At 67.0% G+C, this 20,828-nt stretch carries 27 protein-coding genes; 1 reads left to right on the forward strand and 26 read right to left on the reverse strand.

Translation table 11 applies throughout. From position 1 onward, the window contains the following. Positions 1-11 precede the first annotated feature (11 nt). The 20 genes from rplR to ABT154_RS33965 all read right to left on the reverse strand — a co-directional run bounded on the left by rplR (position 12) and on the right by ABT154_RS33965 (position 9,095). Positions 12-395 carry a 50S ribosomal protein L18 gene (gene rplR, locus ABT154_RS23350; protein ID WP_148005765.1) on the reverse strand — a complete coding sequence of 128 codons (384 nt, stop codon included), beginning with the start codon at positions 393-395 and terminating at the stop codon, positions 12-14. Between the two features lie 3 nt (positions 396-398). Then, positions 399-938 carry a 50S ribosomal protein L6 gene (gene rplF, locus ABT154_RS23355; protein ID WP_317874226.1) on the reverse strand — a complete coding sequence of 180 codons (540 nt, stop codon included), beginning with the start codon at positions 936-938 and terminating at the stop codon, positions 399-401. A 20-nt stretch (positions 939-958) separates the two neighbouring features. Then, entirely contained in the window at positions 959-1,357 is a 399-nt protein-coding gene (gene rpsH, locus ABT154_RS23360; protein ID WP_317874225.1) for a 30S ribosomal protein S8, read from the reverse strand. A 206-nt stretch (positions 1,358-1,563) separates the two neighbouring features. Next, positions 1,564-1,749 (reverse strand): type Z 30S ribosomal protein S14, encoded by a 186-nt coding sequence (locus tag ABT154_RS23365; protein WP_003948630.1) that lies wholly within the window; start codon positions 1,747-1,749, stop codon positions 1,564-1,566. Positions 1,750-1,754: 5 nt separating this feature from the next. Further along, positions 1,755-2,312, reverse strand: coding sequence for a 50S ribosomal protein L5 (gene rplE / locus ABT154_RS23370; protein ID WP_351793114.1), 558 nt, complete (start codon positions 2,310-2,312; stop codon positions 1,755-1,757). Further along, the gene (gene rplX / locus ABT154_RS23375; RefSeq protein WP_317874224.1) at positions 2,309-2,620 is read right to left on the reverse strand and encodes a 50S ribosomal protein L24; all 312 of its coding nucleotides are present in this window, start codon (positions 2,618-2,620) and stop codon (positions 2,309-2,311) included. Before rplX ends, rplE begins: the two co-directional genes overlap by 4 nt. Positions 2,621-2,622: 2 nt before the next feature. Next, positions 2,623-2,991, reverse strand: a complete 369-nt coding sequence (gene rplN / locus ABT154_RS23380; protein WP_003956455.1) for a 50S ribosomal protein L14 — start codon at positions 2,989-2,991, stop codon at positions 2,623-2,625. Positions 2,992-3,097: 106 nt separating this feature from the next. Further along, complete coding sequence (gene rpsQ, locus ABT154_RS23385) at positions 3,098-3,379, reverse strand: 30S ribosomal protein S17 (RefSeq protein WP_024755411.1); 282 nt, start codon at positions 3,377-3,379, stop codon at positions 3,098-3,100. After that, positions 3,379-3,603: a 50S ribosomal protein L29 gene (gene rpmC, locus ABT154_RS23390; RefSeq protein ID WP_056552388.1), complete on the reverse strand. Its 225-nt coding sequence runs from the start codon at positions 3,601-3,603 to the stop codon at positions 3,379-3,381. The genes rpsQ and rpmC overlap by 1 nt, the downstream gene beginning before the upstream one ends. Then, the gene (gene rplP / locus ABT154_RS23395) at positions 3,603-4,022 is read right to left on the reverse strand and encodes a 50S ribosomal protein L16 (RefSeq protein ID WP_015035580.1); all 420 of its coding nucleotides are present in this window, start codon (positions 4,020-4,022) and stop codon (positions 3,603-3,605) included. The genes rpmC and rplP overlap by 1 nt, the downstream gene beginning before the upstream one ends. A 5-nt stretch (positions 4,023-4,027) precedes the next feature. Then, entirely contained in the window at positions 4,028-4,876 is an 849-nt protein-coding gene (gene rpsC / locus ABT154_RS23400) for a 30S ribosomal protein S3 (RefSeq protein ID WP_033201982.1), read from the reverse strand. Further along, entirely contained in the window at positions 4,876-5,223 is a 348-nt protein-coding gene (rplV, locus tag ABT154_RS23405; protein ID WP_016645177.1) for a 50S ribosomal protein L22, read from the reverse strand. Before rplV ends, rpsC begins: the two co-directional genes overlap by 1 nt. A gap of 42 nt (positions 5,224-5,265) precedes the next feature. Next, complete coding sequence (gene rpsS / locus ABT154_RS23410; protein WP_024755409.1) at positions 5,266-5,547, reverse strand: 30S ribosomal protein S19; 282 nt, start codon at positions 5,545-5,547, stop codon at positions 5,266-5,268. Between the two features lie 12 nt (positions 5,548-5,559). Next, the gene (rplB, locus tag ABT154_RS23415; protein WP_030318653.1) at positions 5,560-6,396 is read right to left on the reverse strand and encodes a 50S ribosomal protein L2; all 837 of its coding nucleotides are present in this window, start codon (positions 6,394-6,396) and stop codon (positions 5,560-5,562) included. 40 nt (positions 6,397-6,436) lie between these two features. Next, positions 6,437-6,760 carry a 50S ribosomal protein L23 gene (rplW, locus tag ABT154_RS23420; RefSeq protein ID WP_015035575.1) on the reverse strand — a complete coding sequence of 108 codons (324 nt, stop codon included), beginning with the start codon at positions 6,758-6,760 and terminating at the stop codon, positions 6,437-6,439. Continuing rightward, the gene (gene rplD, locus ABT154_RS23425) at positions 6,760-7,410 is read right to left on the reverse strand and encodes a 50S ribosomal protein L4 (protein ID WP_317877597.1); all 651 of its coding nucleotides are present in this window, start codon (positions 7,408-7,410) and stop codon (positions 6,760-6,762) included. The genes rplW and rplD overlap by 1 nt, the downstream gene beginning before the upstream one ends. Before the next feature lie 7 nt (positions 7,411-7,417). Further along, positions 7,418-8,062 (reverse strand): 50S ribosomal protein L3, encoded by a 645-nt coding sequence (gene rplC / locus ABT154_RS23430; protein ID WP_317877596.1) that lies wholly within the window; start codon positions 8,060-8,062, stop codon positions 7,418-7,420. A gap of 11 nt (positions 8,063-8,073) precedes the next feature. After that, a complete protein-coding gene (gene rpsJ / locus ABT154_RS23435; protein WP_003948644.1) occupies positions 8,074-8,382 on the reverse strand; it encodes a 30S ribosomal protein S10 in 309 nt (102 codons plus the stop codon). Between the two features lie 390 nt (positions 8,383-8,772). Beyond that, positions 8,773-9,012, reverse strand: a complete 240-nt coding sequence (locus ABT154_RS33960; RefSeq protein ID WP_502969573.1) for a hypothetical protein — start codon at positions 9,010-9,012, stop codon at positions 8,773-8,775. Beyond that, a complete protein-coding gene (locus ABT154_RS33965) occupies positions 8,949-9,095 on the reverse strand; it encodes a DUF6596 domain-containing protein (protein WP_502969572.1) in 147 nt (48 codons plus the stop codon). The genes ABT154_RS33960 and ABT154_RS33965 overlap by 64 nt, the downstream gene beginning before the upstream one ends. Before the next feature lie 158 nt (positions 9,096-9,253). Here ABT154_RS33965 and ABT154_RS23445 point away from each other — a divergent pair, with 158 nt between their 5' ends. Continuing rightward, positions 9,254-11,236, forward strand: coding sequence for a PIG-L family deacetylase (locus ABT154_RS23445; RefSeq protein ID WP_351858759.1), 1,983 nt, complete (start codon positions 9,254-9,256; stop codon positions 11,234-11,236). 108 nt (positions 11,237-11,344) lie between these two features. Here the strand turns inward: ABT154_RS23445 and tuf are convergent, their stop codons facing one another. The 6 genes from tuf to ABT154_RS23475 all read right to left on the reverse strand — a co-directional run bounded on the left by tuf (position 11,345) and on the right by ABT154_RS23475 (position 20,820). Next, positions 11,345-12,538 (reverse strand): elongation factor Tu, encoded by a 1,194-nt coding sequence (gene tuf / locus ABT154_RS23450; RefSeq protein WP_073910658.1) that lies wholly within the window; start codon positions 12,536-12,538, stop codon positions 11,345-11,347. A 151-nt stretch (positions 12,539-12,689) separates the two neighbouring features. Continuing rightward, the gene (fusA, locus tag ABT154_RS23455) at positions 12,690-14,819 is read right to left on the reverse strand and encodes an elongation factor G (RefSeq protein ID WP_351858760.1); all 2,130 of its coding nucleotides are present in this window, start codon (positions 14,817-14,819) and stop codon (positions 12,690-12,692) included. Between the two features lie 39 nt (positions 14,820-14,858). Then, a complete protein-coding gene (gene rpsG / locus ABT154_RS23460) occupies positions 14,859-15,329 on the reverse strand; it encodes a 30S ribosomal protein S7 (protein ID WP_018101248.1) in 471 nt (156 codons plus the stop codon). Between the two features lie 2 nt (positions 15,330-15,331). Next, positions 15,332-15,703: a 30S ribosomal protein S12 gene (gene rpsL, locus ABT154_RS23465; protein ID WP_003948652.1), complete on the reverse strand. Its 372-nt coding sequence runs from the start codon at positions 15,701-15,703 to the stop codon at positions 15,332-15,334. 266 nt (positions 15,704-15,969) lie between these two features. After that, a complete protein-coding gene (locus tag ABT154_RS23470) occupies positions 15,970-16,794 on the reverse strand; it encodes an ATP-grasp domain-containing protein (protein WP_351858761.1) in 825 nt (274 codons plus the stop codon). A gap of 126 nt (positions 16,795-16,920) precedes the next feature. After that, positions 16,921-20,820 carry a DNA-directed RNA polymerase subunit beta' gene (locus tag ABT154_RS23475; protein WP_317874086.1) on the reverse strand — a complete coding sequence of 1,300 codons (3,900 nt, stop codon included), beginning with the start codon at positions 20,818-20,820 and terminating at the stop codon, positions 16,921-16,923. Positions 20,821-20,828: the final 8 nt, after the last annotated feature.

A 20,828-nucleotide genomic window follows, 5' to 3' on the forward strand; every position in this document is an offset into this window, starting at 1 on the left:
GGAACCGGGGCTTAGAACTTCAGCCCGGCTTCGCGGGCGGCGTCAGCCAGAGCGGCAATGCGCCCGGCGTACCTGTTGCCACCACGGTCGAACACGACAGCCTCGACGCCGGCGGCCTTGGCGCGCTCGGCGACGAGAGCGCCGACCTGCTGGGCCTGCGCGGACTTGTCACCCTCGCCGCCGCGGATCGACGCGTCCAGGTTCGACGCCGACGCAAGGGTGTGACCCTTGAGGTCGTCGATGACCTGAGCGGTGATACCGCGGTTCGAACGCGTCACGACGAGGCGCGGACGCTCCGCCGTACCCGACACGTTCTTGCGGATGCGGATGTGGCGGCGAGCCTTGGCGGCACGCTTGTAAGCGTCGCCCTTGGCGATCTTCACACCGTATGCCATGGCTTACTTACCAGCCTTTCCGACCTTGCGGCGGATGACCTCGCCGGCGTACTTGACGCCCTTGGCCTTGTACGGGTCGGGCTTGCGCAGCTTGCGGATGTTCGCCGCAACCTCGCCGACCTTCTGCTTGTCGATGCCCTCGACCGAGAACTTGGTCGGCGACTCGACCTTGAACGAGATGCCCTCGGGCGCCTCGATCAGGATCGGGTGGCTGTAGCCGAGCTGGAACTCCAGGTTGGAGCCCTTCGCGGCCACGCGGTAACCGACACCGCTGATCTCGAGCGCCTTCACGTAACCCTGGGTCACACCGGTGATCATGTTGGCCACCAGCGTGCGGGACAGGCCGTGAAGGGCCTTGTTCTGACGCTCGTCGTTCGGGCGGGTGACGTTGAGAACGCCGTCCTCACCCTTAACGATCTCGATCGGAGCGGCGACGGTGTGGTTCAGGGTGCCCTTGGAACCCTTCACCGTGACCGTGCGGCCCTCGATGGTGACGTCCACGCCGGCGGGAACCTGGATAGGCAGCTTGCCAATACGCGACATTGCTATTCCTCCGTTCCCGACTACCAGACGTAGGCGAGGACTTCCCCACCTACGCCCTTCTTGCCTGCCTGCTGGCCGGTCAGGAGACCGTGGGACGTGGAGATAACCGCCACGCCCAGGCCGCCGAGAACCTTCGGCAGGTTGGTGGACTTCGCGTAAACCCGGAGACCGGGCTTCGAGATCCGCTTGATGCCCGCGATGGAGCGCTCACGGTTCGGACCGAACTTGAGCTCGAGGACGAGGTTCTTGCCGACCTCGGCGTCCTCGACCTTCCAGCCCGTGATGAAGCCCTCCTGCTGGAGGATTTCCGCGATGTGAGACTTGATCTTGCTGTGCGGCATCGACACGGTGTCGTGGTATGCCGAGTTCGCGTTACGCAGACGAGTCAGCATGTCCGCGATCGGATCAGTCATGGTCATGAAGTGGCCTTCGGCCTCTCTCGCCGTGGTTTCCGGTGCGCCATCCCTCTCCCCACACAGGGGCGGGACGGGTGCGGCGCGGGGACCTACGGCGTAGTAAGTCGTAAGGGCGGCGGACGCCCAACCCTCCTAGCCTAAGCCATGGAGGCTCGGGCGTCCGCCAACCCAATGCTTACCGAGAGACTCCGGTCATCCCAACTAAGGGATTACCAGGAGCTCTTGGTCACGCCCGGCAGCTCGCCACGGTGAGCCATCTCACGGAGGCACACGCGGCACAGGCCGAACTTGCGGTACACGGAGTGGGGACGACCACAACGCTGGCAGCGCGTGTAGCCACGCACGCCGAACTTAGGCTTACGGGCAGCCTTCGCGATGAGAGCCTTCTTCGCCATCTCGCTTACGCCTCCTTGAACGGGAAGCCGAGGTGACGCAGAAGGGCACGGCCCTCGTCGTCATTGGTCGCCGTGGTCACCACGGTGATGTCCATACCCCGGACACGGTCGATCTTGTCCTGGTCGATCTCGTGGAACATGACCTGCTCCGTGAGACCGAAGGTGTAGTTGCCACGCCCGTCGAACTGCTTGGGGGACAGACCACGGAAGTCGCGGATGCGCGGAAGCGCGAGCGACAGGGTGCGGTCCAGGAACTCCCACATGCGGTCGCCACGGAGGGTGACGTGCGCACCGATCGGCTGGCCCTCACGCAGCTTGAACTGCGCGATGGACTTGCGAGCCTTGGTGACGGCCGGCTTCTGACCGGTGATCGTGGTCAGGTCACGGACGGCACCGTCCATGAGCTTCGAGTCACGGGCGGCGTCGCCGACACCCATGTTCACCACGATCTTCACGAGGCCGGGAATCTGCATGACGTTCTCGTAGGAGAACTCCTCACGCAGCTTGCCCGCGATCTCCTCGCGGTACTTCGTCTTGAGACGCGGAGTGGTGGTAGCCATCAGATGTCCTCACCCGTCCGCTTGGCAACGCGGATCTTGTTGCCCTCGTCGTCGAAGCGGTATCCGACACGCGTGACGACCTTCTTGCCGTCCTTCTCCACGACCAGCTGGACGTTGGAGACGTGGACCGGAGCCTCGGTCGTGACGATGCCACCGGCCTGCGACGGGCCGGCCTTGGTGTGCTTCTTGACCCGGTTGACACCCTCGACGAGGACACGGTTGTCACGGGGGAAGGCCGTGATGACCTTGCCCTGCTTGCCCTTGTCCTTACCGGTGATGACCTGGACCAGGTCGCCCTTCTTGATCTTCATGCTTACAGCACCTCCGGCGCGAGCGAGATGATCTTCATGAACTTCTTCTCGCGCAGCTCACGGCCCACCGGGCCGAAGATACGGGTGCCACGAGGGTCGCCGTCGTTCTTGAGAATGACAGCGGCGTTCTCGTCGAAGCGGATGTACGAGCCGTCCTGGCGGCGGCGCTCCTTGACGGTGCGAACGATGACCGCCTTGACGACGTCACCCTTCTTCACGTTGCCACCGGGGATCGCGTCCTTGACGGTGGCGACGATGACGTCACCGATGCCCGCGTAGCGGCGACCCGAGCCACCGAGAACACGGATGCAAAGGATCTCCTTGGCACCAGTGTTGTCGGCGACACGCAGTCGCGACTCCTGCTGGATCACGTCTATCTCCTGATTTGTCTGCCGGTTCCCGGCGGGGTCGCGCTAGCGGTCAGCACGACCCCACCGAGCCTGGCGGAACGAACTCGAAGGGTTACCCCTTCAAGAATTACTTGGCCTTCTCGAGGATCTCGACGACGCGCCAGTGCTTCGTCGACGACAGCTTCCGGGTCTCCATCAGGAGGACGCGGTCACCGATGCCGGCAGCGTTCTGCTCGTCGTGAGCCTTGAGCTTGTTCGTACGGCGGATGACCTTGCCGTACAGCGCGTGCTTGACGCGGTCCTCGACAGCGACGACGACGGTCTTGTCCATCTTGTCGCTGACGACCAGGCCCTCGCGGACCTTGCGAGCGTTGCGCTCGGTCTTCTCAGTCACGTTGCTCTCGCTCATCAGACGTTCTCCACCGTCTCGATGCCGAGCTCGCGCTCGCGCATCAGGGTGTAGATCCGGGCGATGTCCTTACGGACGGACTTGAGCCGGCCGTGGTTCTCGAGCTGGCCCGTCGCCGCCTGGAAGCGGAGGTTGAACAGCTCTTCCTTGGCCTCGCGGAGCTTGTTGAGAAGCTCCTCGTTGCCCAGCTCGCGCAGCTCGGACGCCTTGGTACCGGCCGACATCACAGCTCACCTGCTTCGCGCTTCACGATCTTGCACTTCATCGGCAGCTTGTGGGCCGCACGGGTCAGGGCCTCGCGCGCGATCTTCTCGTTCGGGTAGGACAGTTCGAACATCACCCGACCCGGCTTGACGTTCGCGATCCACCACTCCGGAGAACCCTTACCGGAACCCATGCGGGTCTCGGCGGGCTTCTTCGTCAGCGGGCGGTCCGGGTAGATGTTGATCCAGACCTTGCCGCCACGCTTGATGTGGCGGGTCATCGCGATACGAGCCGCCTCGATCTGGCGGTTGGTCACGTACGCCGGCGTGAGGGCCTGAATGCCGTACTCGCCGAACGCAACCTGCGTACCACCCTTGCTCATACCCGAGCGCTTGGGGTGGTGCTGCTTGCGGTGCTTGACCCTACGGGGGATCAGCATTTCGGTCAGGCCTCCGTTCCGGTGCTCTCAGCCGGAGCGGCAGCGGCGGCGGGAGCCTCGGCCTTGGGGGCCTCGGCAGCCGGCGCGGACTGCTGCTGCGGCTTGCGGCCGCGGCCGCCACGCTCGCCACCGCGGCCACCACGGCCGGCGGGACGGTCGCCAGCGCCGGCGCCACGGGCCGGGCGGTTACCCGCACGGGCCGCAGCGTTCTCGGCGCGGACCTCGGCGATGTTCTTGACGTCGCCCTTGTAGATCCAGACCTTCACGCCGATGCGACCGAAGGTGGTCTTGGCCTCGAAGAAGCCGTAGTCGACGTTCGCGCGGAGCGTGTGCAGGGGCACACGGCCCTCGCGGTAGAACTCCGAGCGGGACATCTCGGCGCCGCCGAGGCGACCGCCGCACTGGATCTTGATGCCCTTGGCGCCGGCCTTCATCGTGCCCTGCATGCTCTTACGCATGGCGCGACGGAAGGAGACGCGGGAGGAGAGCTGCTCGGCAACGGCCTGAGCAACCAGCTGAGCGTCCATCTCGGGGTTCTTGACCTCGAGGATGTTCAGCTGGACCTGCTTGCCCGTGAGCTTCTCGAGGTCGCCGCGGATGCGGTCGGCCTCGGCGCCACGGCGGCCGATGACGATGCCGGGACGCGCGGTGTGGATGTCCACCCGCACGCGGTCACGGGTGCGCTCGATCTCAACCTTCGAGATGCCGGCGCGCTCCATGCCGGACGTCATCATCCGACGGATGGCGACGTCTTCCTTGACGTAGTCCTTGTACAGCTTGTCGGCGTACCAACGGGACTTGAAGTCCGTGGTGATGCCGAGCCGGAACCCATGCGGGTTAACCTTCTGGCCCATTACCGGGTTCCTTCCTTGCTGCTGACGACCACGGTGATGTGGCTGGTCCGCTTACGGATCCGGTAGGCACGGCCCTGAGCACGCGGACGGAACCGCTTCAGGGTCGGGCCCTCATCCACGTACGCCTCGCTGATGACCAGCGAAGAGGCGTCACTGTGGTCGTAGTTGTGCGCGGCGTTGGCAATGGCGCTGTCAAGCACCTTGCCGACCGGCACGCTCGCGGCCTGCGGGGCGAAACGCAGGACCGCCTGAGCCTCCGTGGCATCCATGCCACGGATAAGGTCCACCACGCGGCGGGCCTTCATGGGCGTAACGCGGATGTACCGCGCCTGGGCCCTGGCTTCCATGGTTGTCCTTCCAGTGTCTGTCATGGTCATTCCACCCCGCTACTAGCGGCGCTTCGACTTCCGGTCGTCCTTCACGTGACCCCGGAAGGTGCGCGTCGGCGAGAACTCGCCGAGCTTGTGGCCGACCATCGACTCGGTGACAAACACCGGAATGTGGGTCTTGCCGTTGTGCACCGCGATCGTGTGGCCGAGCATGGCCGGGATGATCATCGAGCGACGGGACCAGGTCTTGATGACGTTCTTGGTACCGGCTTCGTTCTGTACGTCCACCTTCTTTACGAGGTGTCCGTCGACGAAGGGTCCCTTCTTGAGACTGCGCGGCATCTAAACCCGCTCCTAGCGCTTCTTGTTCGTCTTGCGGCGGCGGACGATGTACTTGCTCGAAGCCTTCTTCGGCGAGCGAGTACGACCCTCCTTCTGACCCCACGGGGAGACCGGGTGACGACCACCGGAGGTCTTACCCTCACCACCACCGTGCGGGTGGTCCACCGGGTTCATCGCCACACCGCGAACGGTCGGGCGAACGCCCAGCCAGCGCTTACGGCCGGCCTTGCCCCAGTTGATGTTCGACTGCTCGGCGTTGCCGACCTCGCCGATGGTGGCGCGGCAGCGGGCGTCGACGAGACGGATCTCACCGGACGGCATACGAAGGTGGGCCATCGTGCCCTCCTTCGCCAGCAGCTGCACGGACGCGCCGGCGGAGCGCGCGAACTTGGCGCCGCCACCGGGACGGAGCTCGATCGCGTGGATCGTGGTACCGACCGGGATGTTGCGGAGCGCCAGGTTGTTGCCGGGCTTGATGTCAGCGCCGGGGCCGTTCTCGACGCGGTCACCCTGCGTCAGACCCTTGGGGGCGATGATGTAGCGCTTCTCGCCGTCCACGTAGTGGAGCAGCGCGATGCGCGCGGTGCGGTTGGGGTCGTACTCGATGTGAGCGACCTTGGCCGGCACGCCGTCCTTGTCGTGACGACGGAAGTCGATCACACGGTAGGCGCGCTTGTGTCCACCACCCTGGTGGCGAACGGTGATCCGACCGGTGTTGTTACGGCCGCCCTTGCTGTGCAGGGGGCGAACCAGCGACTTCTCCGGCGTGGACCGCGTGATCTCGACGAAGTCGGCTACGGAGGAGCCACGACGGCCCGGCGTAGTCGGCTTGTACTTGCGGATTCCCATTTCTCAGTCCTCGTCCGATTCCGGACGATCCAGACCGCCCTTAGGCGGTCGGACCGCCGAAGATGTCGATACGGTTGCCCTCAGCAAGGGTCACGATGGCGCGCTTGGTGTCCTTGCGCTTGCCGAAACCGGCCTTGGTGCGCTTGCGCTTACCCTGGCGGTTGATCGTGTTGACCCCGGTGACCTTGACCGAGAAGACCGCCTCGACGGCCTGCTTGATCTGGGTCTTGTTGGAGCCAGGCGCGACGATGAACGTGTACTTGTTCTCGTCCAGCAGAGCGTAGCTCTTCTCCGAAACGACCGGCTTGATCAGAATGTCGCGCGGGTCCGAGAAGGTCTTGCTGGTGACGACGGCCTCAGTCATCAGGCGTCGCTCCCTTCGGTCTCAGCGGTCTGGGGGCCAGACACGAAGGACTCGAGGGCGGCCTTGGTGAAGACCACGTCGTCGGAGACGATCACGTCGTACGTGTTGAGCTGGCCCGGCTCCAGGATGTGCACCTGGGGCAGGTTACGAGCGGACAGCCACGCGGCCTCGTCGGAGCGCTCGACGACCAGGAGCAGGTTCTTGCGCTCCGAGATCTTGCCGAACAGCGTCTTCGCGGCCTTGGTGGAGATGTCACCCTCGACCACGCCGGTGACGACGTGGATGCGGGAGTGGGTGGCCCGGTCCGACAGGGCACCGCGGAGGGCGGCGACCTTCATCTTCTTCGGGGTCCGCTGGGAGTAGTCACGCGGCTGCGGGCCGTGGACGACGCCACCACCGGCGAACTGCGGGGCGCGGGTCGAACCCTGGCGCGCGCGGCCGGTGCCCTTCTGGCGGTAAGGCTTCTTGCCACCACCACGGACTTCGCCACGACGCTTGGTCTTGTGCGTGCCCTGACGGGCCGCGGCCAGCTGCGCGACGACGACCTGGTGGATCAGCGGAACGCTGACCTTGGCGCCGAAGATCTCCTCGGGGAGCTCGACGGTCCCGGTCTTGTCGCCTGCCGGCGAAAGGATGTCAATGGTGCTCATCGGTTCCTCAAACCCCCTTGGCCGCGGTGCGGACCAGGACGAGGCCACCGTTGGGGCCGGGGACGGCGCCCTTGATGAGCAGCAGACCCTTCTCGGCGTCAACGGCGTGGACGGTCAGGTTCTGGGTGGTCACACGCTCGTTGCCCATGCGACCAGCCATCTTCATGCCCTTGAAGACACGGCCCGGGGTGGCGCAGCCACCGATGGAACCGGGCTTGCGGTGCACGCGGTGGGCACCGTGCGACGCCTTGCCACCACGGAAGTTGTGGCGCTTCATGACGCCGGCGAAGCCCTTGCCCTTGCTCTTCGCGGTGACGTCGACCTTCACGCCGGCCTCGAAGAGCTCGGCGGTGATCTCCTGGCCGAGCGTGTACTCGGAGGCGTCAGCGGTGCGGAGCTCCACGAGGTGGCGGCGCGGGGTGACGTCGGCCTTGGCGAAGTGACCCTTGAGGGGCTTGTTCACCTTGCGCGGGTCGATCTCGCCGAAGGCGATCTGGACCGACTCGTAGCCGTCGACGTCGTTCGTACGCACCTGGGTCACGACATTGGGGCCGGCCTTGACGACGGTCACCGGGACGACCCGGTTGTTCTCGTCCCAGACCTGCGTCATGCCGAGCTTCTCGCCCAGGATGCCCTTGATGTTCTTAGCCATCTCGCGCGCCCTCAGAGCTTGATCTCGATGTCAACGCCCGCCGGGAGGTCGAGACGCATGAGCGAGTCAACCGTCTTCGGCGTGGGGTCGAGGATGTCGATGAGGCGCTTGTGCGTGCGCATCTCGAAGTGCTCGCGCGAGTCCTTGTACTTGTGCGGCGACTTGATGACGCAGTACACGTTCTTCTCAGTGGGCAGCGGCACCGGGCCCGCGACCGACGCACCAGTGCGGGTCACCGTCTCGACGATCTTCTTCGCCGAGGAATCGATGACCTCGTGGTCGTAGGCCTTGAGCCGGATGCGGATCTTCTGTCCCGCCATGGCTACTAGTAGTCCTTTGTCTCGTAACGCTCTGGAACCCGATCGGCCGCGCTTCTGAGAAGCACTGTCCTGCTCCGACCCACGCGGTCGGGCGTGTCGCACTCCCTCTACGCAGAAATCCCTAAGGATTTCCCAACCAAGGGGGCGCGGTAGCCATAACCGCAGGCCGGGGGCGGAACACCCACCGGGCGCCTGGTCTGCACCCCGCTGACGCTTCCCAGAAGATTCCCGTACGTCCGCCCCAGAGGAGCGACGAGTACTGTGGGACTCGCTTCCGGTCCTCCCGACGGGAGGCGCGCAGCATCGGCACTCAACCGAGCAACCCCGACAGTCTGCCATACGGGGCCATCCGGCCGCCAATCGGGATCGAAGACTGTACCCCACGTCACGTCAGGACATGCGCCGGGGCGCACGCGCCTCGCCCGGACGCCCCCTCCCCCGCGTCACCCCAAGCGCCGCGCGCGCTCCGTGAGATGACGCCGCTCGGGCGCGCTCGTCGTGGACCGCCGCGATCGGAGCCTGGAGCTGGTACGGGCCGACCAGGCCGCGCGGCAGCGTACGGCTGATCAGCCCGACGCCCTCCGCGACCAGACCCGCGTCCCACCGCCCCCGGTCCTGCTCCGCGTCCACCGCCCCCGGTCCTGCTCCGCGAGCGGCACCGGCTCGCCGTGCGCGCCGGTGCGCGCCGCCCGGCGGGCGTCGGTGAGCAGCATCAGGGCCGGCACCCCCGCCGCCCCGGTGTCCTCGGGCAGCAGCCGGTGGAGCAGCCGACGCGCTTCCGGAGAACTTCCCCCTCCCGGGGGCGGCCCCGCACAACCCCGGCGCTCGCATATCCGTCTTGCAGTGGACCGATTGAGCGAAGGGCCCTGCCGTGCACACTCCACCCCGCCGCCGGACGGTCCTCGCCGTCGCCCTCGCGGTCACCTCGGCCGCCGCCGGGTGTTCCGTCCCGGAGCCGCGCAGGACCGCGCCGACCGCCGACCCCTCTCCCGGCCGGCCGATCGCCTCGGCACGGGCCCGCCGGGCACTCCTGCTCCAGGTCGCCGCGCACCCGGACGACGACCTGTACTTCATGAACCCGGACACCCAGCGGCTGCTGGACGCGGGGGTCCCGCTGGTCTCCGTGTACGTGACGGCCGGCGAGCACACCGGCCGCAACCGGATCGCCGGGATGCCCGACACTCCCCCGGACCGGTCCGCGTACTCCTCCGCCCGCCACCAGGGGCTGCGCCAGTCGTACGCGGTGGCGCTGGGCCTGCCGATGTTCACCCCCTGGCGGCGCGAGACGCTGCCCCTCCCCGACGGCCGGCGCGCGGAGCTCGACACGCTCACGCACGGACCCCGTCGGGTCGAGCTGGTCTTCCTCAACCTGCCGATGCACACCAGCCGCCGCTACATGGCGCTGCCCGCGCTCTGGCACGACCGGGCCCTCGAACTGCGGACCCATCTGTCGACCGGTTCCCCGGTGACCCGCTCGGACACCTACGACTACGACCGCCTGGTCCAGGTCCTCGCCGAGCTGCTCCGCCGCTACCGGCCCACCGTGGTGCACACCCTCGACCCCGACCCGGACATCCAGAGCAGCGACGAGGCCACCAGGAAGCGGGACTCCGAGCAGCCCGGGTACTCCGACCACGGGGACCACACCGCGGTCGCCTCCTTCACCTGGGCGGCACTGGCCCGCTGGGTCACGGACACGGTCCGGGACGGCGGTCCGATACCGGCCTTCACGACGACCGCCTTCCGCGGTTACTACAACCGGCACTGGCCCAAGAACCTCCCGCCGCTGCTGCTGAAGGAGAAGGCGGCCCGCCTCGTCCCGTACGGCGGCGACCCGTCCTGGGCGTGCGGCAACCCCTCGGGCTGCGGCGACTACGGCGTCGGCGGCGACCGGCCGCTCACCAACCGCAAGGGCTGGGTCCGCTCCACCCACCACCGCTGGCCGAGCGCGGGCCCCGCACTCGCCCGCGAGCGGGACGGCCGCCTCGCCGCGTACGGGGTGCTCGGCCTGCGCGCGGTCCGCTGGCGCGAGCGGACGCCCGGCGTCTGGAGCGAGCCCGAGGACCTGGGCGGCGGCCCGCTGGCGCCCGCGCTCGGCTCGGCGGTGCTCCCCGACGGCCGCGTCCTGCTCTTCGGGGTGCGGTTCGCCGCGCTCGACGGCCACGGCGGCCCGAACCGGCGCGAACTGGTGCTCCTGGAACAGCGCTCCCCCGGCGGCCCCTTCCTGGCCTGGACCGGGCTCGGCAACCCGGAGCGCGGGGACGACCGGGGGCGGCGGCTCGGCGCCCCGGTCGCGGTCACGGCCCCCGACGGCCGGGTCCACCTCTTCGTACGGAACGCGGAGAACGGCGTCTCCACCCGGGTCCGGGCGGCGGCCGGCGGCTCCTGGGGCCCGTGGCGGGCGCTCCCCGGCACGGCGCAGGTCCAGGACGGCCTCGCGGTCTCGCTGGACGCCTCGGGCCGGGTGCATGTGTACGCGGCCGGACGGGAGTCCGTACGGCACTGGGTGGACGGAGTGGAGCGGACGGAGCCGCTGCCGCTCTCGGGTTCCACGGTGGCGACGGCCGGCGGCGAGCTGTACTACCGGGCGCCCGCCGCCGGCGCGCTCCTCGGCCCGGGGGGCGACGCCGGTCTGGACGGCTTCGGGGGCGTGGTCGCCGCCCGCTCGGCGTCCCTCGGCACGGTGCTGCTCGGCACGGACGCGGACGGCCGGCTCCTGGTCCGGTCCGGTGGCCGGCTTCGTACCCGTACGGCGGGCCCCTCGGCGGTGTCGGCCGCGCTGCACCTGGGTGCGCCAGGGGTGACCGTGGTGGGCCTCGGCGCGGACGGGCACCCCTGGAGCTGGCGGCCGTAGGACCCCGGGAAACCGGCCCCCGGGAACGCGAGAAGGCCCCGCACCTTTCGGTGCGGGGCCTTCCCTTACTGCTCAGCAGCTCGAAGGAGCTACCAGATCAGTTCAAGATCAGGCGTTGATCTTGACGACCTGGCCGGCGCCGACGGTCCGGCCACCCTCACGGATGGCGAACTTGAGGCCCTCCTCCATGGCGATGGGCTGGATCAGCTCAACGCTCATGGCGGTGTTGTCGCCCGGCATGACCATCTCGGTGCCCTCGGGGAGGGTCACGACGCCGGTCACGTCCGTGGTACGGAAGTAGAACTGCGGGCGGTAGTTGTTGAAGAACGGGGTGTGACGGCCACCCTCGTCCTTCGACAGGATGTAGGCCTGGGCCTCGAAGCTGGTGTGCGGCGTAACCGAACCCGGCTTGATGATGACCTGGCCGCGCTCGACATCCTCGCGCTTGATGCCACGGAGGAGCAGACCGACGTTCTCACCGGCCTGGCCCTCGTCGAGCAGCTTGCGGAACATCTCGATACCGGTGACCGTGGTGGTGGTCTTCTCGGTCTTGATGCCGATGATGTCGACGGTCTCGTTGACCTTGAGGATACCGCGCTCGATACGACCGGTGACGACGGTGCCACGACCGGTGATCGTGAAGACGTCCTCGATCGGCATCAGGAACGGCTTGTCGACGTCACGCTCGGGCTGCGGGATCGACTCGTCGACGGCGTGCATGAGGCCGAGAAGCTTCTCGCCCCACTCCTTGTCGCCCTCGAGCGCCTTGAGCGCCGAGACGCGGACGACCGGCAGGTCGTCGCCCGGGAACTCGTACTCGGAGAGGAGCTCACGGACCTCGAGCTCGACGAGCTCCAGGATCTCCTCGTCGTCCACCATGTCGGCCTTGTTCAGGGCGACGACGATGTACGGAACGCCGACCTGGCGGGCCAGGAGCACGTGCTCCTTGGTCTGCGGCATCGGGCCGTCGGTGGCGGCGACCACGAGGATGGCGCCGTCCATCTGCGCGGCACCCGTGATCATGTTCTTGATGTAGTCAGCGTGACCCGGGCAGTCGACGTGCGCGTAGTGACGCGACTCCGTCTGGTACTCGACGTGCGCGATCGAGATCGTGATACCGCGCTGGCGCTCCTCGGGAGCCTTGTCGATCTGGTCGAAGGCCGAGGCCTCGTTCAGGTCCGGGTACGCGTCGTGCAGCACCTTGGTAATGGCGGCCGTGAGGGTCGTCTTACCGTGGTCAATGTGACCGATGGTGCCGATGTTGACGTGCGGCTTAGTCCGCTCGAACTTTGCCTTCGCCACTGAATCCTCCTGCGGAGTGGTTCTGTACGCCTTGCTTCATCGGCGCCAGGTGATCTTTGCTGGGATGCCAGTCGCCCGGGGCCCGTTCCTCGGGTTTCGGGGGCCGAGCCCCGGCGACTGGTGTCAAGCCTAAAGCGTGAACTCGGAAGAGTTACTCGCCCTTGGCCTTCGCGATGATCTCCTCGGCGACGTTCCGCGGAACCTCGGCGTAGGAGTCGAACTGCATCGAGTAGCTTGCGCGACCCGAGGTCTTGCTGCGGAGGTCTCCGACGTAGCCGAACATCTCCGAAAGGGGCACGAGGCCCTTCACGACGCGAGCGCCGCTGCGCTCCTCCATGGCCTGAATCTGGCCACGGCGGGAGTTGATGTCGCCGATGACCTCACCCATGTAGTCCTCGGGCGTGGTGACCTCGACGGACATCATGGGCTCGAGGATGACCGGCGAAGCCTTGCGCGCGGCCTCCTTGAAGGCCTGCGAACCGGCGATCTTGAACGCGAGCTCGGAGGAGTCGACCTCGTGGTAGCCACCGTCGAGAAGGATGACGCGGACGCCAGTCATCTCGTAGCCGGCCAGGATGCCGAACTGCATGGCCTCCTGCGCACCCGCGTCGACCGAAGGGATGTACTCCTTCGGGATGCGGCCACCGGTGACCTTGTTCACGAACTCGTACGAGGCGTCGCCGCCCTCGATGGGCTCGATCGCGATCTGCACCTTGGCGAACTGACCGGTACCACCGGTCTGCTTCTTGTGGGTGTAGTCAAGTCGCTCGACGGCCTTGCGGATCGTCTCGCGGTACGCGACCTGCGGCTTGCCGACGTTCGCCTCGACCTTGAACTCGCGACGCATGCGGTCGACGAGGATGTCGAGGTGAAGCTCGCCCATACCACCGATGATGGTCTGGCCGGTCTCCTCGTCCGAGTGCACCTGGAAGGAGGGGTCCTCCTCCGCGAGACGCTGGATGGCAACACCCAGCTTCTCCTGGTCACCCTTGGACTTGGGCTCGATCGCGACCTGAATGACCGGCGCCGGGAAGTCCATGGACTCCAGGATGACCGGGTTCTTGTCGTCGCACAGCGTCTCACCGGTGGTGGTCTGCTTCAGGCCCATGACGGCGACGATGTCGCCGGCGCCCACCGAGTCGATCTCCTCACGCTTGTTCGCGTGCATGCGGTAGATCTTGCCGATGCGCTCCTTCTTGCCCTTGACGGAGTTCAGCACCGCGGTGCCGGCCTCCAGGCGACCGGAGTAGATCCGGACGAAGGTGAGCTTGCCGAGGTGCGGGTCGCTCGCGATCTTGAACGCGAGGGCCGACAGCGGCTCCTCGTCGGACGGCTTGCGCTTGACGACCTCCTCCGGGTCCTTCACGCCGTGGCCCTCGATGGCCTCGACGTCCAGGGGGGAGGGGAGGTAGCGCACGACCGCGTCGAGCAGGGGCTGAACGCCCTTGTTCTTGAACGCGGTGCCGCAGAAGACGGGGGTGACCGTCTTCTCGCCGCCACCCTTGCCGGAGGCAATGGTGATGCGACGGACGGCGGCGTAGAGCTGCTCCTCGGTGGGCTCGACGCCCTCGAGGAAGAGCTCCATGAGCTCCTCGTCGTTCTCGGAGACGGCCTCGATCAGCTTGCCGCGGTACTCATCGGCCAGCTCCACGAGGTCGGCCGGGATGTCGACGACGTCGTACATCTCGCCCTTGGAGGCTTCCGCGGCCCAGACCAGGGCCTTCATGCGGACGAGGTCCACAACACCCTGGAAGTCCATCTCGGCGCCGATGGGCAGCTGCATGACGATCGGAACAGCGCCGAGGCGGTTCACGATCATGTCGACGCAGCGCAGGAAGTCGGCGCCCGTACGGTCGAGCTTGTTGACGAAGCAGATACGCGGAACGCCGTAGCGGTCCGCCTGACGCCAGACAGTCTCGGACTGGGGCTCGACGCCGGCCACACCGTCGAACACGGTGACAGCACCGTCGAGCACGCGCAGCGAACGCTCCACCTCGACGGTGAAGTCGACGTGACCCGGCGTGTCGATGATGTTGATCGTGTGATCGACATTCTCGAGCGGCCAGTGGCAGGTCGTCGCGGCGGACGTGATCGTGATGCCGCGCTCCTGCTCCTGCTCCATCCAGTCCATCGTGGCAGCGCCGTCGTGGACTTCACCGATCTTGTAAGAGACACCGGTGTAGAACAGGATCCGCTCGGTGGTGGTCGTCTTGCCCGCGTCGATGTGCGCCATGATGCCGATGTTGCGCACCTTGGCAAGGTCAAGCGAAGTGGTAGCCATATCGGCTCAGTCTTCTCTCGGTCTCGATGTGGGTTGCGACTACCAGCGGTAGTGCGCGAAGGCCTTGTTGGACTCGGCCATCTTGTGCGTGTCCTCGCGCTTCTTGACGGCCGCACCGAGGCCGTTCGAGGCGTCGAGAAGCTCGTTCATGAGGCGCTCGGTCATGGTCTTCTCACGACGGGCGCGGGAGTAACCCACGACCCAGCGGAGGGCCAGGGTCGCGGCGCGGCCCGGCTTGACCTCGATCGGCACCTGGTAGGTGGCGCCACCGACACGGCGGGACTTGACCTCGAGCGAGGGCTTGACGTTCTCAAGCGCGCGCTTCAGCGTGATGACCGGGTCAGCGCCGGTCTTCTCGCGGAGGCCTTCCATGGCGCCGTAGACGATGCGCTCGGCGGTGGAACGCTTGCCGTCCAGCAGGATCTTGTTGATCAGCGAGGTGACAAGAGGAGAGCTGTAGACCGGGTCGATGATGACCGGGCGCTTCGGGGCGGGGCCCTTACGAGGCATTCTTACTTCTCCTTCTTGGCGCCGTAGCGGCTGCGAGCCTGCTTACGGTTCTTGACGCCCTGCGTGTCGAGGGAACCGCGGATGATCTTGTAGCGAACACCCGGCAGGTCCTTCACACGGCCACCACGCACGAGCACGATCGAGTGCTCCTGCAGGTTGTGACCCTCACCCGGGATGTAGGCCGTGACCTCGATGCCCGAGGTCAGACGCACGCGCGCGACCTTACGGAGGGCCGAGTTCGGCTTCTTCGGGGTGGTCGTGAACACACGCGTGCAGACGCCGCGACGCTGAGGGGAACCCTCGAGTGCGGGCGTCTTGTTCTTCTCGACCTTGTCCTGCCGGCCCTTACGGACCAGCTGCTGGATCGTAGGCACTACTTCTCCGGTTTCTGTGTGCCGTCGTAAAACTAACCTGGAACATCCACCGACCCACGCGGTCGGGTGTGTCGAATCTCGCGGACCTCCGCCGAAGCGGAGAAGGCGCGGATCACGGCGGCCGGTATCGGACTCACTGTGCGGTTGAGGACACGCACGCGAGCCCAGGCACACCCCAGGCACAAGGCATGAGCGTACCTATCGCATGGACTCCGGTCAAAACAAATGCCGACCCGCAGGTCAGCCCCGATGGAGCTGTGGGACCGTCAGGCCGCGAGGAACCGGTGCAGGGAGGCGGTGAGGGCCGTGACGAAGGACATACGGACCTTCTCGGGCACGAGATCCAGCGACAGGTACGGGTTCAGGTCCTCCAGCTCGACCAGCAGCAACCCTCCTCCGGGCGCCCGGCAGGCGTCCACGCGCTGGATGCCGTGCCCCAGGGTGTTCCAGTCGACGAAGCCGCGCGCGAAGGCCAGATCGTCCCCCGTGGGCTCGTACGGCTCCAGCTCCCAGCGGCGCTCCGGGTCGGGCGCGTACAGGGCGTACTGGAAGAGGTCGTCGACGAAGTAGAACGACACCTCGTAACGGAAGTCGATGCGCGGCTGCACCAGGAGTCCGTCGAGGTCCAGCCCGTCCAGCTCCTCCCGGGGCAGGAAGCGCAGCCCCAGGGAGTCCGCGCCGGCCTTCGGCTTGACCGCGTACGCGGCGGCCTCCGGCAGCCGGTCCAGGTGCTCCGCCCGGTCGACGGTGGGGATGACCGGGTACCCGGCGGCCGTCAGGTCCGGCAGGTACTGCTTGCCGGCCATGTCGCCGCGCCCGTGGAGCGGGTTGTAGACGCGGGTCCCGCGGGCCAGGGCGGCGGCCCGGAAGGCCTCGTACTCCCGCTGGTAGCCCAGGACGGGCCCGCTGTTGCGCACGACGACCGCGTCGAAGCCGTCCATGAGCGCGGTCGCGTCCAGCGGATGGCAGAGCGCCAGGTCGAAGTCCTCGCGCAGCCGGGCGGTGAGGTGGATGTCCTCGTCGCAGTAGCGCCGTCCACGGGCCGGATAGGCGAGGTCGGAGACGTACAGGAGGCGGGGGCGGGCGGACACGGGGCGGCTCCTCGGTCGATGGGGGCCGCCAACCTACCGGGCACGCGCGCGCGTGCCTCCCCCGGGTCCCGGTACGCCGAAGGGCGGCACCCCGGTCACGGGGTACCGCCCTTCGGTTCGCACTACTTACTGGTTGTACGGACCGTAGTCGTAGTCCTCCAGCGGAACGGCCTGGCCGGAGCCCGAGCCGAACGGCGAGTAGTCGATGTCGTCGTAGCCGACGGCCGAGTACATCGCGGCCTTGGCCTCTTCGGTCGGCTCCACCCGGATGTTGCGGTAGCGGGACAGACCCGTACCGGCCGGGATGAGCTTACCGATGATGACGTTCTCCTTGAGGCCGATGAGGCTGTCGGACTTGGCGTTGATCGCCGCATCCGTCAGGACTCGGGTCGTCTCCTGGAAGGAGGCGGCCGACAGCCAGGATTCCGTCGCCAGCGAGGCCTTGGTGATACCCATCAGCTGCGGACGGCCGGAGGCGGGGTGACCGCCCTCGGTGACCACACGACGGTTCTCGGTCTCGAACTTCGAGCGCTCGACGAGCTCGCCCGGAAGCAGCTCCGCGTCGCCGGACTCGATGATCGTCACGCGGCGCAGCATCTGCCGGATGATGATCTCGATGTGCTTGTCGTGGATCGACACGCCCTGCGAGTTGTAGACCTTCTGGACTTCGGCGACCAGGTGGATCTGGACCGCGCGCTGACCGAGGATCCGGAGCACGTCGTGCGGGTTGGTGGCACCCACGGTGAGCTTCTGGCCCACCTCGACGTGGTCGCCCTCGCCCACGAGCAGACGGGCACGCTTCGAGATCGGGAACGCCGTCTCGTCGGTGCCGTCGTCCGGGGTGACGACGATCTTCTTGGTCTTCTCGGTCTCCTCGATACGGACGCGGCCGGCCGCCTCCGAGATCGGGGCGACACCCTTGGGCTGACGAGCCTCGAAGAGCTCGACGACACGGGGCAGACCCTGGGTGATGTCGTCACCGGCCACACCACCGGTGTGGAAGGTACGCATCGTCAGCTGGGTACCGGGCTCACCGATGGACTGGGCGGCGATGATGCCGACCGCCTCACCGATGTCGACCAGCTTGCCGGTGGCGAGCGAACGGCCGTAGCAGAACGCACAGGTACCGACGGCGGACTCACAGGTCAGGACCGAACGGGTCTTGACCTCCTCGACGCCCGCGTTGAGCAGGGCGTCGATGAGCACGTCACCCAGGTCGACGTTGGCAGGCGCGATGACCTTGCCGTCGACGACGACGTCCTCGGCGAGCATCCGCGCGTACACGGAGGTCTCGACGTCGTCCGTCTTGCGCAGGACGCCGTCGGCGCCGCGCTCGGCGATCCGCAGCTTGAGACCGCGCTCGGTGCCGCAGTCCTCCTCGCGGATGATCACGTCCTGCGAGACGTCCACCAGACGACGGGTCAGGTAACCCGAGTCGGCGGTACGCAGGGCGGTGTCCGCCAGACCCTTACGGGCACCGTGCGTGGAGATGAAGTACTCCAGGACGGTGAGGCCCTCACGGAAGGACGCCTTGATGGGACGCGGGATCGTCTCGTTCTTGGCGTTCGACACCAGACCGCGCATACCGGCGATCTGACGCATCTGCATCATGTTTCCTCGGGCACCCGAGTCGACCATCATGAAGATGGGGTTCGTCTTCGGGAAGTTCGCGTTCATCGCCTCGGCAACCTCGTTGGTCGCCTTGGTCCAGATCGCGATGAGCTCCTGAGTGCGCTCTTCCTTCGTGATGAGACCGCGCTCGTACTGCTTCTGGACCTTCTCGTCCTGCTCCTCGTAGCCCTTGACGATGGCCTTCTTGGCCTCGGGCACGACGACGTCGGAGATGGCCACGGTGACACCGGAACGGGTCGCCCAGTAGAAGCCCGCCGCCTTCAGGTTGTCGAGCGTCGCCGCCACGATGACCTTGGGGTAGCGCTCGGCGAGGTCGTTGACGATCTCGGAGAGCTGCTTCTTGCCGACGGAGTAGTCGACGAACGGGTAGTCCTCGGGCAGCAGCTCGTTGAAGAGCGCGCGGCCCAGCGAGGTGCGCAGGCGGAACGAGTCACCCTGCTGCCACTCCGGCTCACCCTCCTCCGTGACCGGGGGAACCCAGCCACGCGGAGCGATGGTGCCGACGGGGAAGCGGATGTCGATCTGCGACTGCAGCGCGAGCTCGCCGGCGTCGAACGCCATGATCGCCTCGGCCGTGGAGCCGAACGCGCGGCCCTCGCCCTTGGTGTCACGGAGCTCACCGTCGGTGGTCAGGAAGAACAGACCGAGGACCATGTCCTGGGTCGGCATCGTGACCGGACGGCCGTCGGCCGGCTTGAGGATGTTGTTCGAGGACAGCATCAGGATGCGGGCCTCGGCCTGCGCCTCCGCGGAGAGCGGCAGGTGCACGGCCATCTGGTCACCGTCGAAGTCCGCGTTGAACGCGGTGCAGACGAGCGGGTGGATCTGGATGGCCTTGCCCTCGACCAGCTGGGGCTCGAAGGCCTGGATGCCGAGGCGGTGCAGCGTGGGCGCACGGTTCAGCAGAACCGGGTGCTCGGCGATGACCTCTTCGAGGACGTCGTACACGACCGTGCGGCCGCGCTCGACCATCCGCTTGGCGCTCTTGATGTTCTGCGCGTGGTTCAGGTCCACCAGGCGCTTCATCACGAACGGCTTGAAGAGCTCCAGCGCCATGGCCTTCGGCAGACCGCACTGGTGCAGCTTGAGCTGCGGACCGACGACGATCACGGAACGCGCGGAGTAGTCCACACGCTTGCCGAGGAGGTTCTGACGGAAACGACCCTGCTTGCCCTTGAGCATGTCGCTCAGGGACTTCAGCGGGCGGTTGCCGGGACCGGTCACCGGGCGACCACGACGACCGTTGTCGAAGAGGGCGTCCACGGCCTCCTGGAGCATGCGCTTCTCGTTGTTCACGATGATCTCGGGGGCACCGAGGTCGAGAAGCCGCTTCAGGCGGTTGTTGCGGTTGATCACGCGGCGGTACAGGTCGTTCAGGTCGGAGGTCGCGAAGCGGCCACCGTCCAGCTGCACCATCGGACGAAGGTCCGGCGGGATGACCGGCACGCAGTCGAGAACCATGCCCTTGGGGCTGTTCGCGGTCTGCAGGAACGCGGAGACGACCTTGAGGCGCTTGAGCGCACGGGTCTTCTTCTGGCCCTTGCCGGTACGGATGATCTCGCGGAGGCGCTCGGCCTCCTCCTCCAGGTCGAAGGACTCCAGGCGCTTCTGCAGCGCCGCGGCACCCATCGAACCGTCGAAGTACGTGCCGAAGCGGTCACGCAGCTCGCGGTAGAGGAGCTCGTCGCCCTCCAGGTCCTGGACCTTGAGGTTCTTGAAGCGCGACCAGACCTCGTCCAGACGGTCGATCTCGCGCTGCGCACGGTCGCGCAGCTGCTTCATCTCGCGCTCGGCACCCTCGCGCACCTTGCGGCGCACATCGGCCTTGGCGCCCTCGGCCTCGAGCTCGCCGAGGTCGTTCTCGAGCTTCTTGGCGCGGGCCTCCAGGTCGGAGTCGCGACGGTTCTCGATCTGCTGACGCTCGACGGAGACGTGCGCCTCCAGCGAGGGCAGGTCACGCGTACGACGCTCGTCGTCGACGTACGTGATCATGTACGCCGCGAAGTAGATGACCTTCTCGAGGTCCTTCGGGGCGAGGTCGAGCAGGTAGCCAAGGCGCGACGGGACGCCCTTGAAGTACCAGATGTGGGTGACGGGAGCGGCGAGCTCGATGTGGCCCATCCGCTCACGGCGCACCTTCGCGCGGGTGACCTCGACGCCACACCGCTCACAGATGATGCCCTTGAAGCGGACACGCTTGTACTTGCCGCAGTAGCACTCCCAGTCCCGGGTCGGACCGAAGATCTTCTCGCAGAAGAGTCCGTCCTTCTCGGGCTTGAGCGTGCGGTAGTTGATGGTCTCCGGCTTCTTGACCTCGCCGTGGCTCCACTGACGGATGTCGTCAGCGGTGGCCAGACCGATCCGGAGCTCGTCGAAGAAGTTGACGTCGAGCACTATGCGTC

Source organism: Streptomyces sp. NPDC001728, assembly GCF_040297565.1.
In the GTDB taxonomy this organism is placed as follows: Bacteria; Actinomycetota; Actinomycetes; order Streptomycetales; family Streptomycetaceae; genus Streptomyces.

Coding starts and splice junctions, on each gene's coding strand:
- rplR (WP_148005765.1), bottom strand. CDS start 395: ATGGCATACGGTGTGAAGATCGCCAAGGGCGACGCTTACAAGCGTGCC.
- rplW (WP_015035575.1), bottom strand. CDS start 6,760: ATGACTGAGGCCGTCGTCACCAGCAAGACCTTCTCGGACCCGCGCGAC.
- rplD (WP_317877597.1), bottom strand. CDS start 7,410: ATGAGCACCATTGACATCCTTTCGCCGGCAGGCGACAAGACCGGGACC.
- rpmC (WP_056552388.1), bottom strand. CDS start 3,603: ATGTCGGCCGGTACCAAGGCGTCCGAGCTGCGCGAGCTGGGCAACGAG.
- rplP (WP_015035580.1), bottom strand. CDS start 4,022: ATGCTGATCCCCCGTAGGGTCAAGCACCGCAAGCAGCACCACCCCAAG.
- ABT154_RS33965 (WP_502969572.1), bottom strand. CDS start 9,095: ATGCTGCTCACCGACGCCCGCCGGGCGGCGCGCACCGGCGCGCACGGC.
- rplB (WP_030318653.1), bottom strand. CDS start 6,396: ATGGGAATCCGCAAGTACAAGCCGACTACGCCGGGCCGTCGTGGCTCC.
- rplC (WP_317877596.1), bottom strand. CDS start 8,062: ATGGCTAAGAACATCAAGGGCATCCTGGGCGAGAAGCTCGGCATGACG.
- ABT154_RS23365 (WP_003948630.1), bottom strand. CDS start 1,749: ATGGCGAAGAAGGCTCTCATCGCGAAGGCTGCCCGTAAGCCTAAGTTC.
- rplX (WP_317874224.1), bottom strand. CDS start 2,620: ATGAAGATCAAGAAGGGCGACCTGGTCCAGGTCATCACCGGTAAGGAC.
- rpsG (WP_018101248.1), bottom strand. CDS start 15,329: ATGCCTCGTAAGGGCCCCGCCCCGAAGCGCCCGGTCATCATCGACCCG.
- rpsQ (WP_024755411.1), bottom strand. CDS start 3,379: ATGAGCGAGAGCAACGTGACTGAGAAGACCGAGCGCAACGCTCGCAAG.
- fusA (WP_351858760.1), bottom strand. CDS start 14,819: ATGGCTACCACTTCGCTTGACCTTGCCAAGGTGCGCAACATCGGCATC.
- rplV (WP_016645177.1), bottom strand. CDS start 5,223: ATGGAAGCCAGGGCCCAGGCGCGGTACATCCGCGTTACGCCCATGAAG.
- rpsH (WP_317874225.1), bottom strand. CDS start 1,357: ATGACCATGACTGATCCGATCGCGGACATGCTGACTCGTCTGCGTAAC.
- rpsC (WP_033201982.1), bottom strand. CDS start 4,876: ATGGGCCAGAAGGTTAACCCGCATGGGTTCCGGCTCGGCATCACCACG.
- rplF (WP_317874226.1), bottom strand. CDS start 938: ATGTCGCGTATTGGCAAGCTGCCTATCCAGGTTCCCGCCGGCGTGGAC.
- rpsJ (WP_003948644.1), bottom strand. CDS start 8,382: ATGGCGGGACAGAAGATCCGCATCCGGCTCAAGGCCTACGACCACGAG.
- rpsS (WP_024755409.1), bottom strand. CDS start 5,547: ATGCCGCGCAGTCTCAAGAAGGGACCCTTCGTCGACGGACACCTCGTA.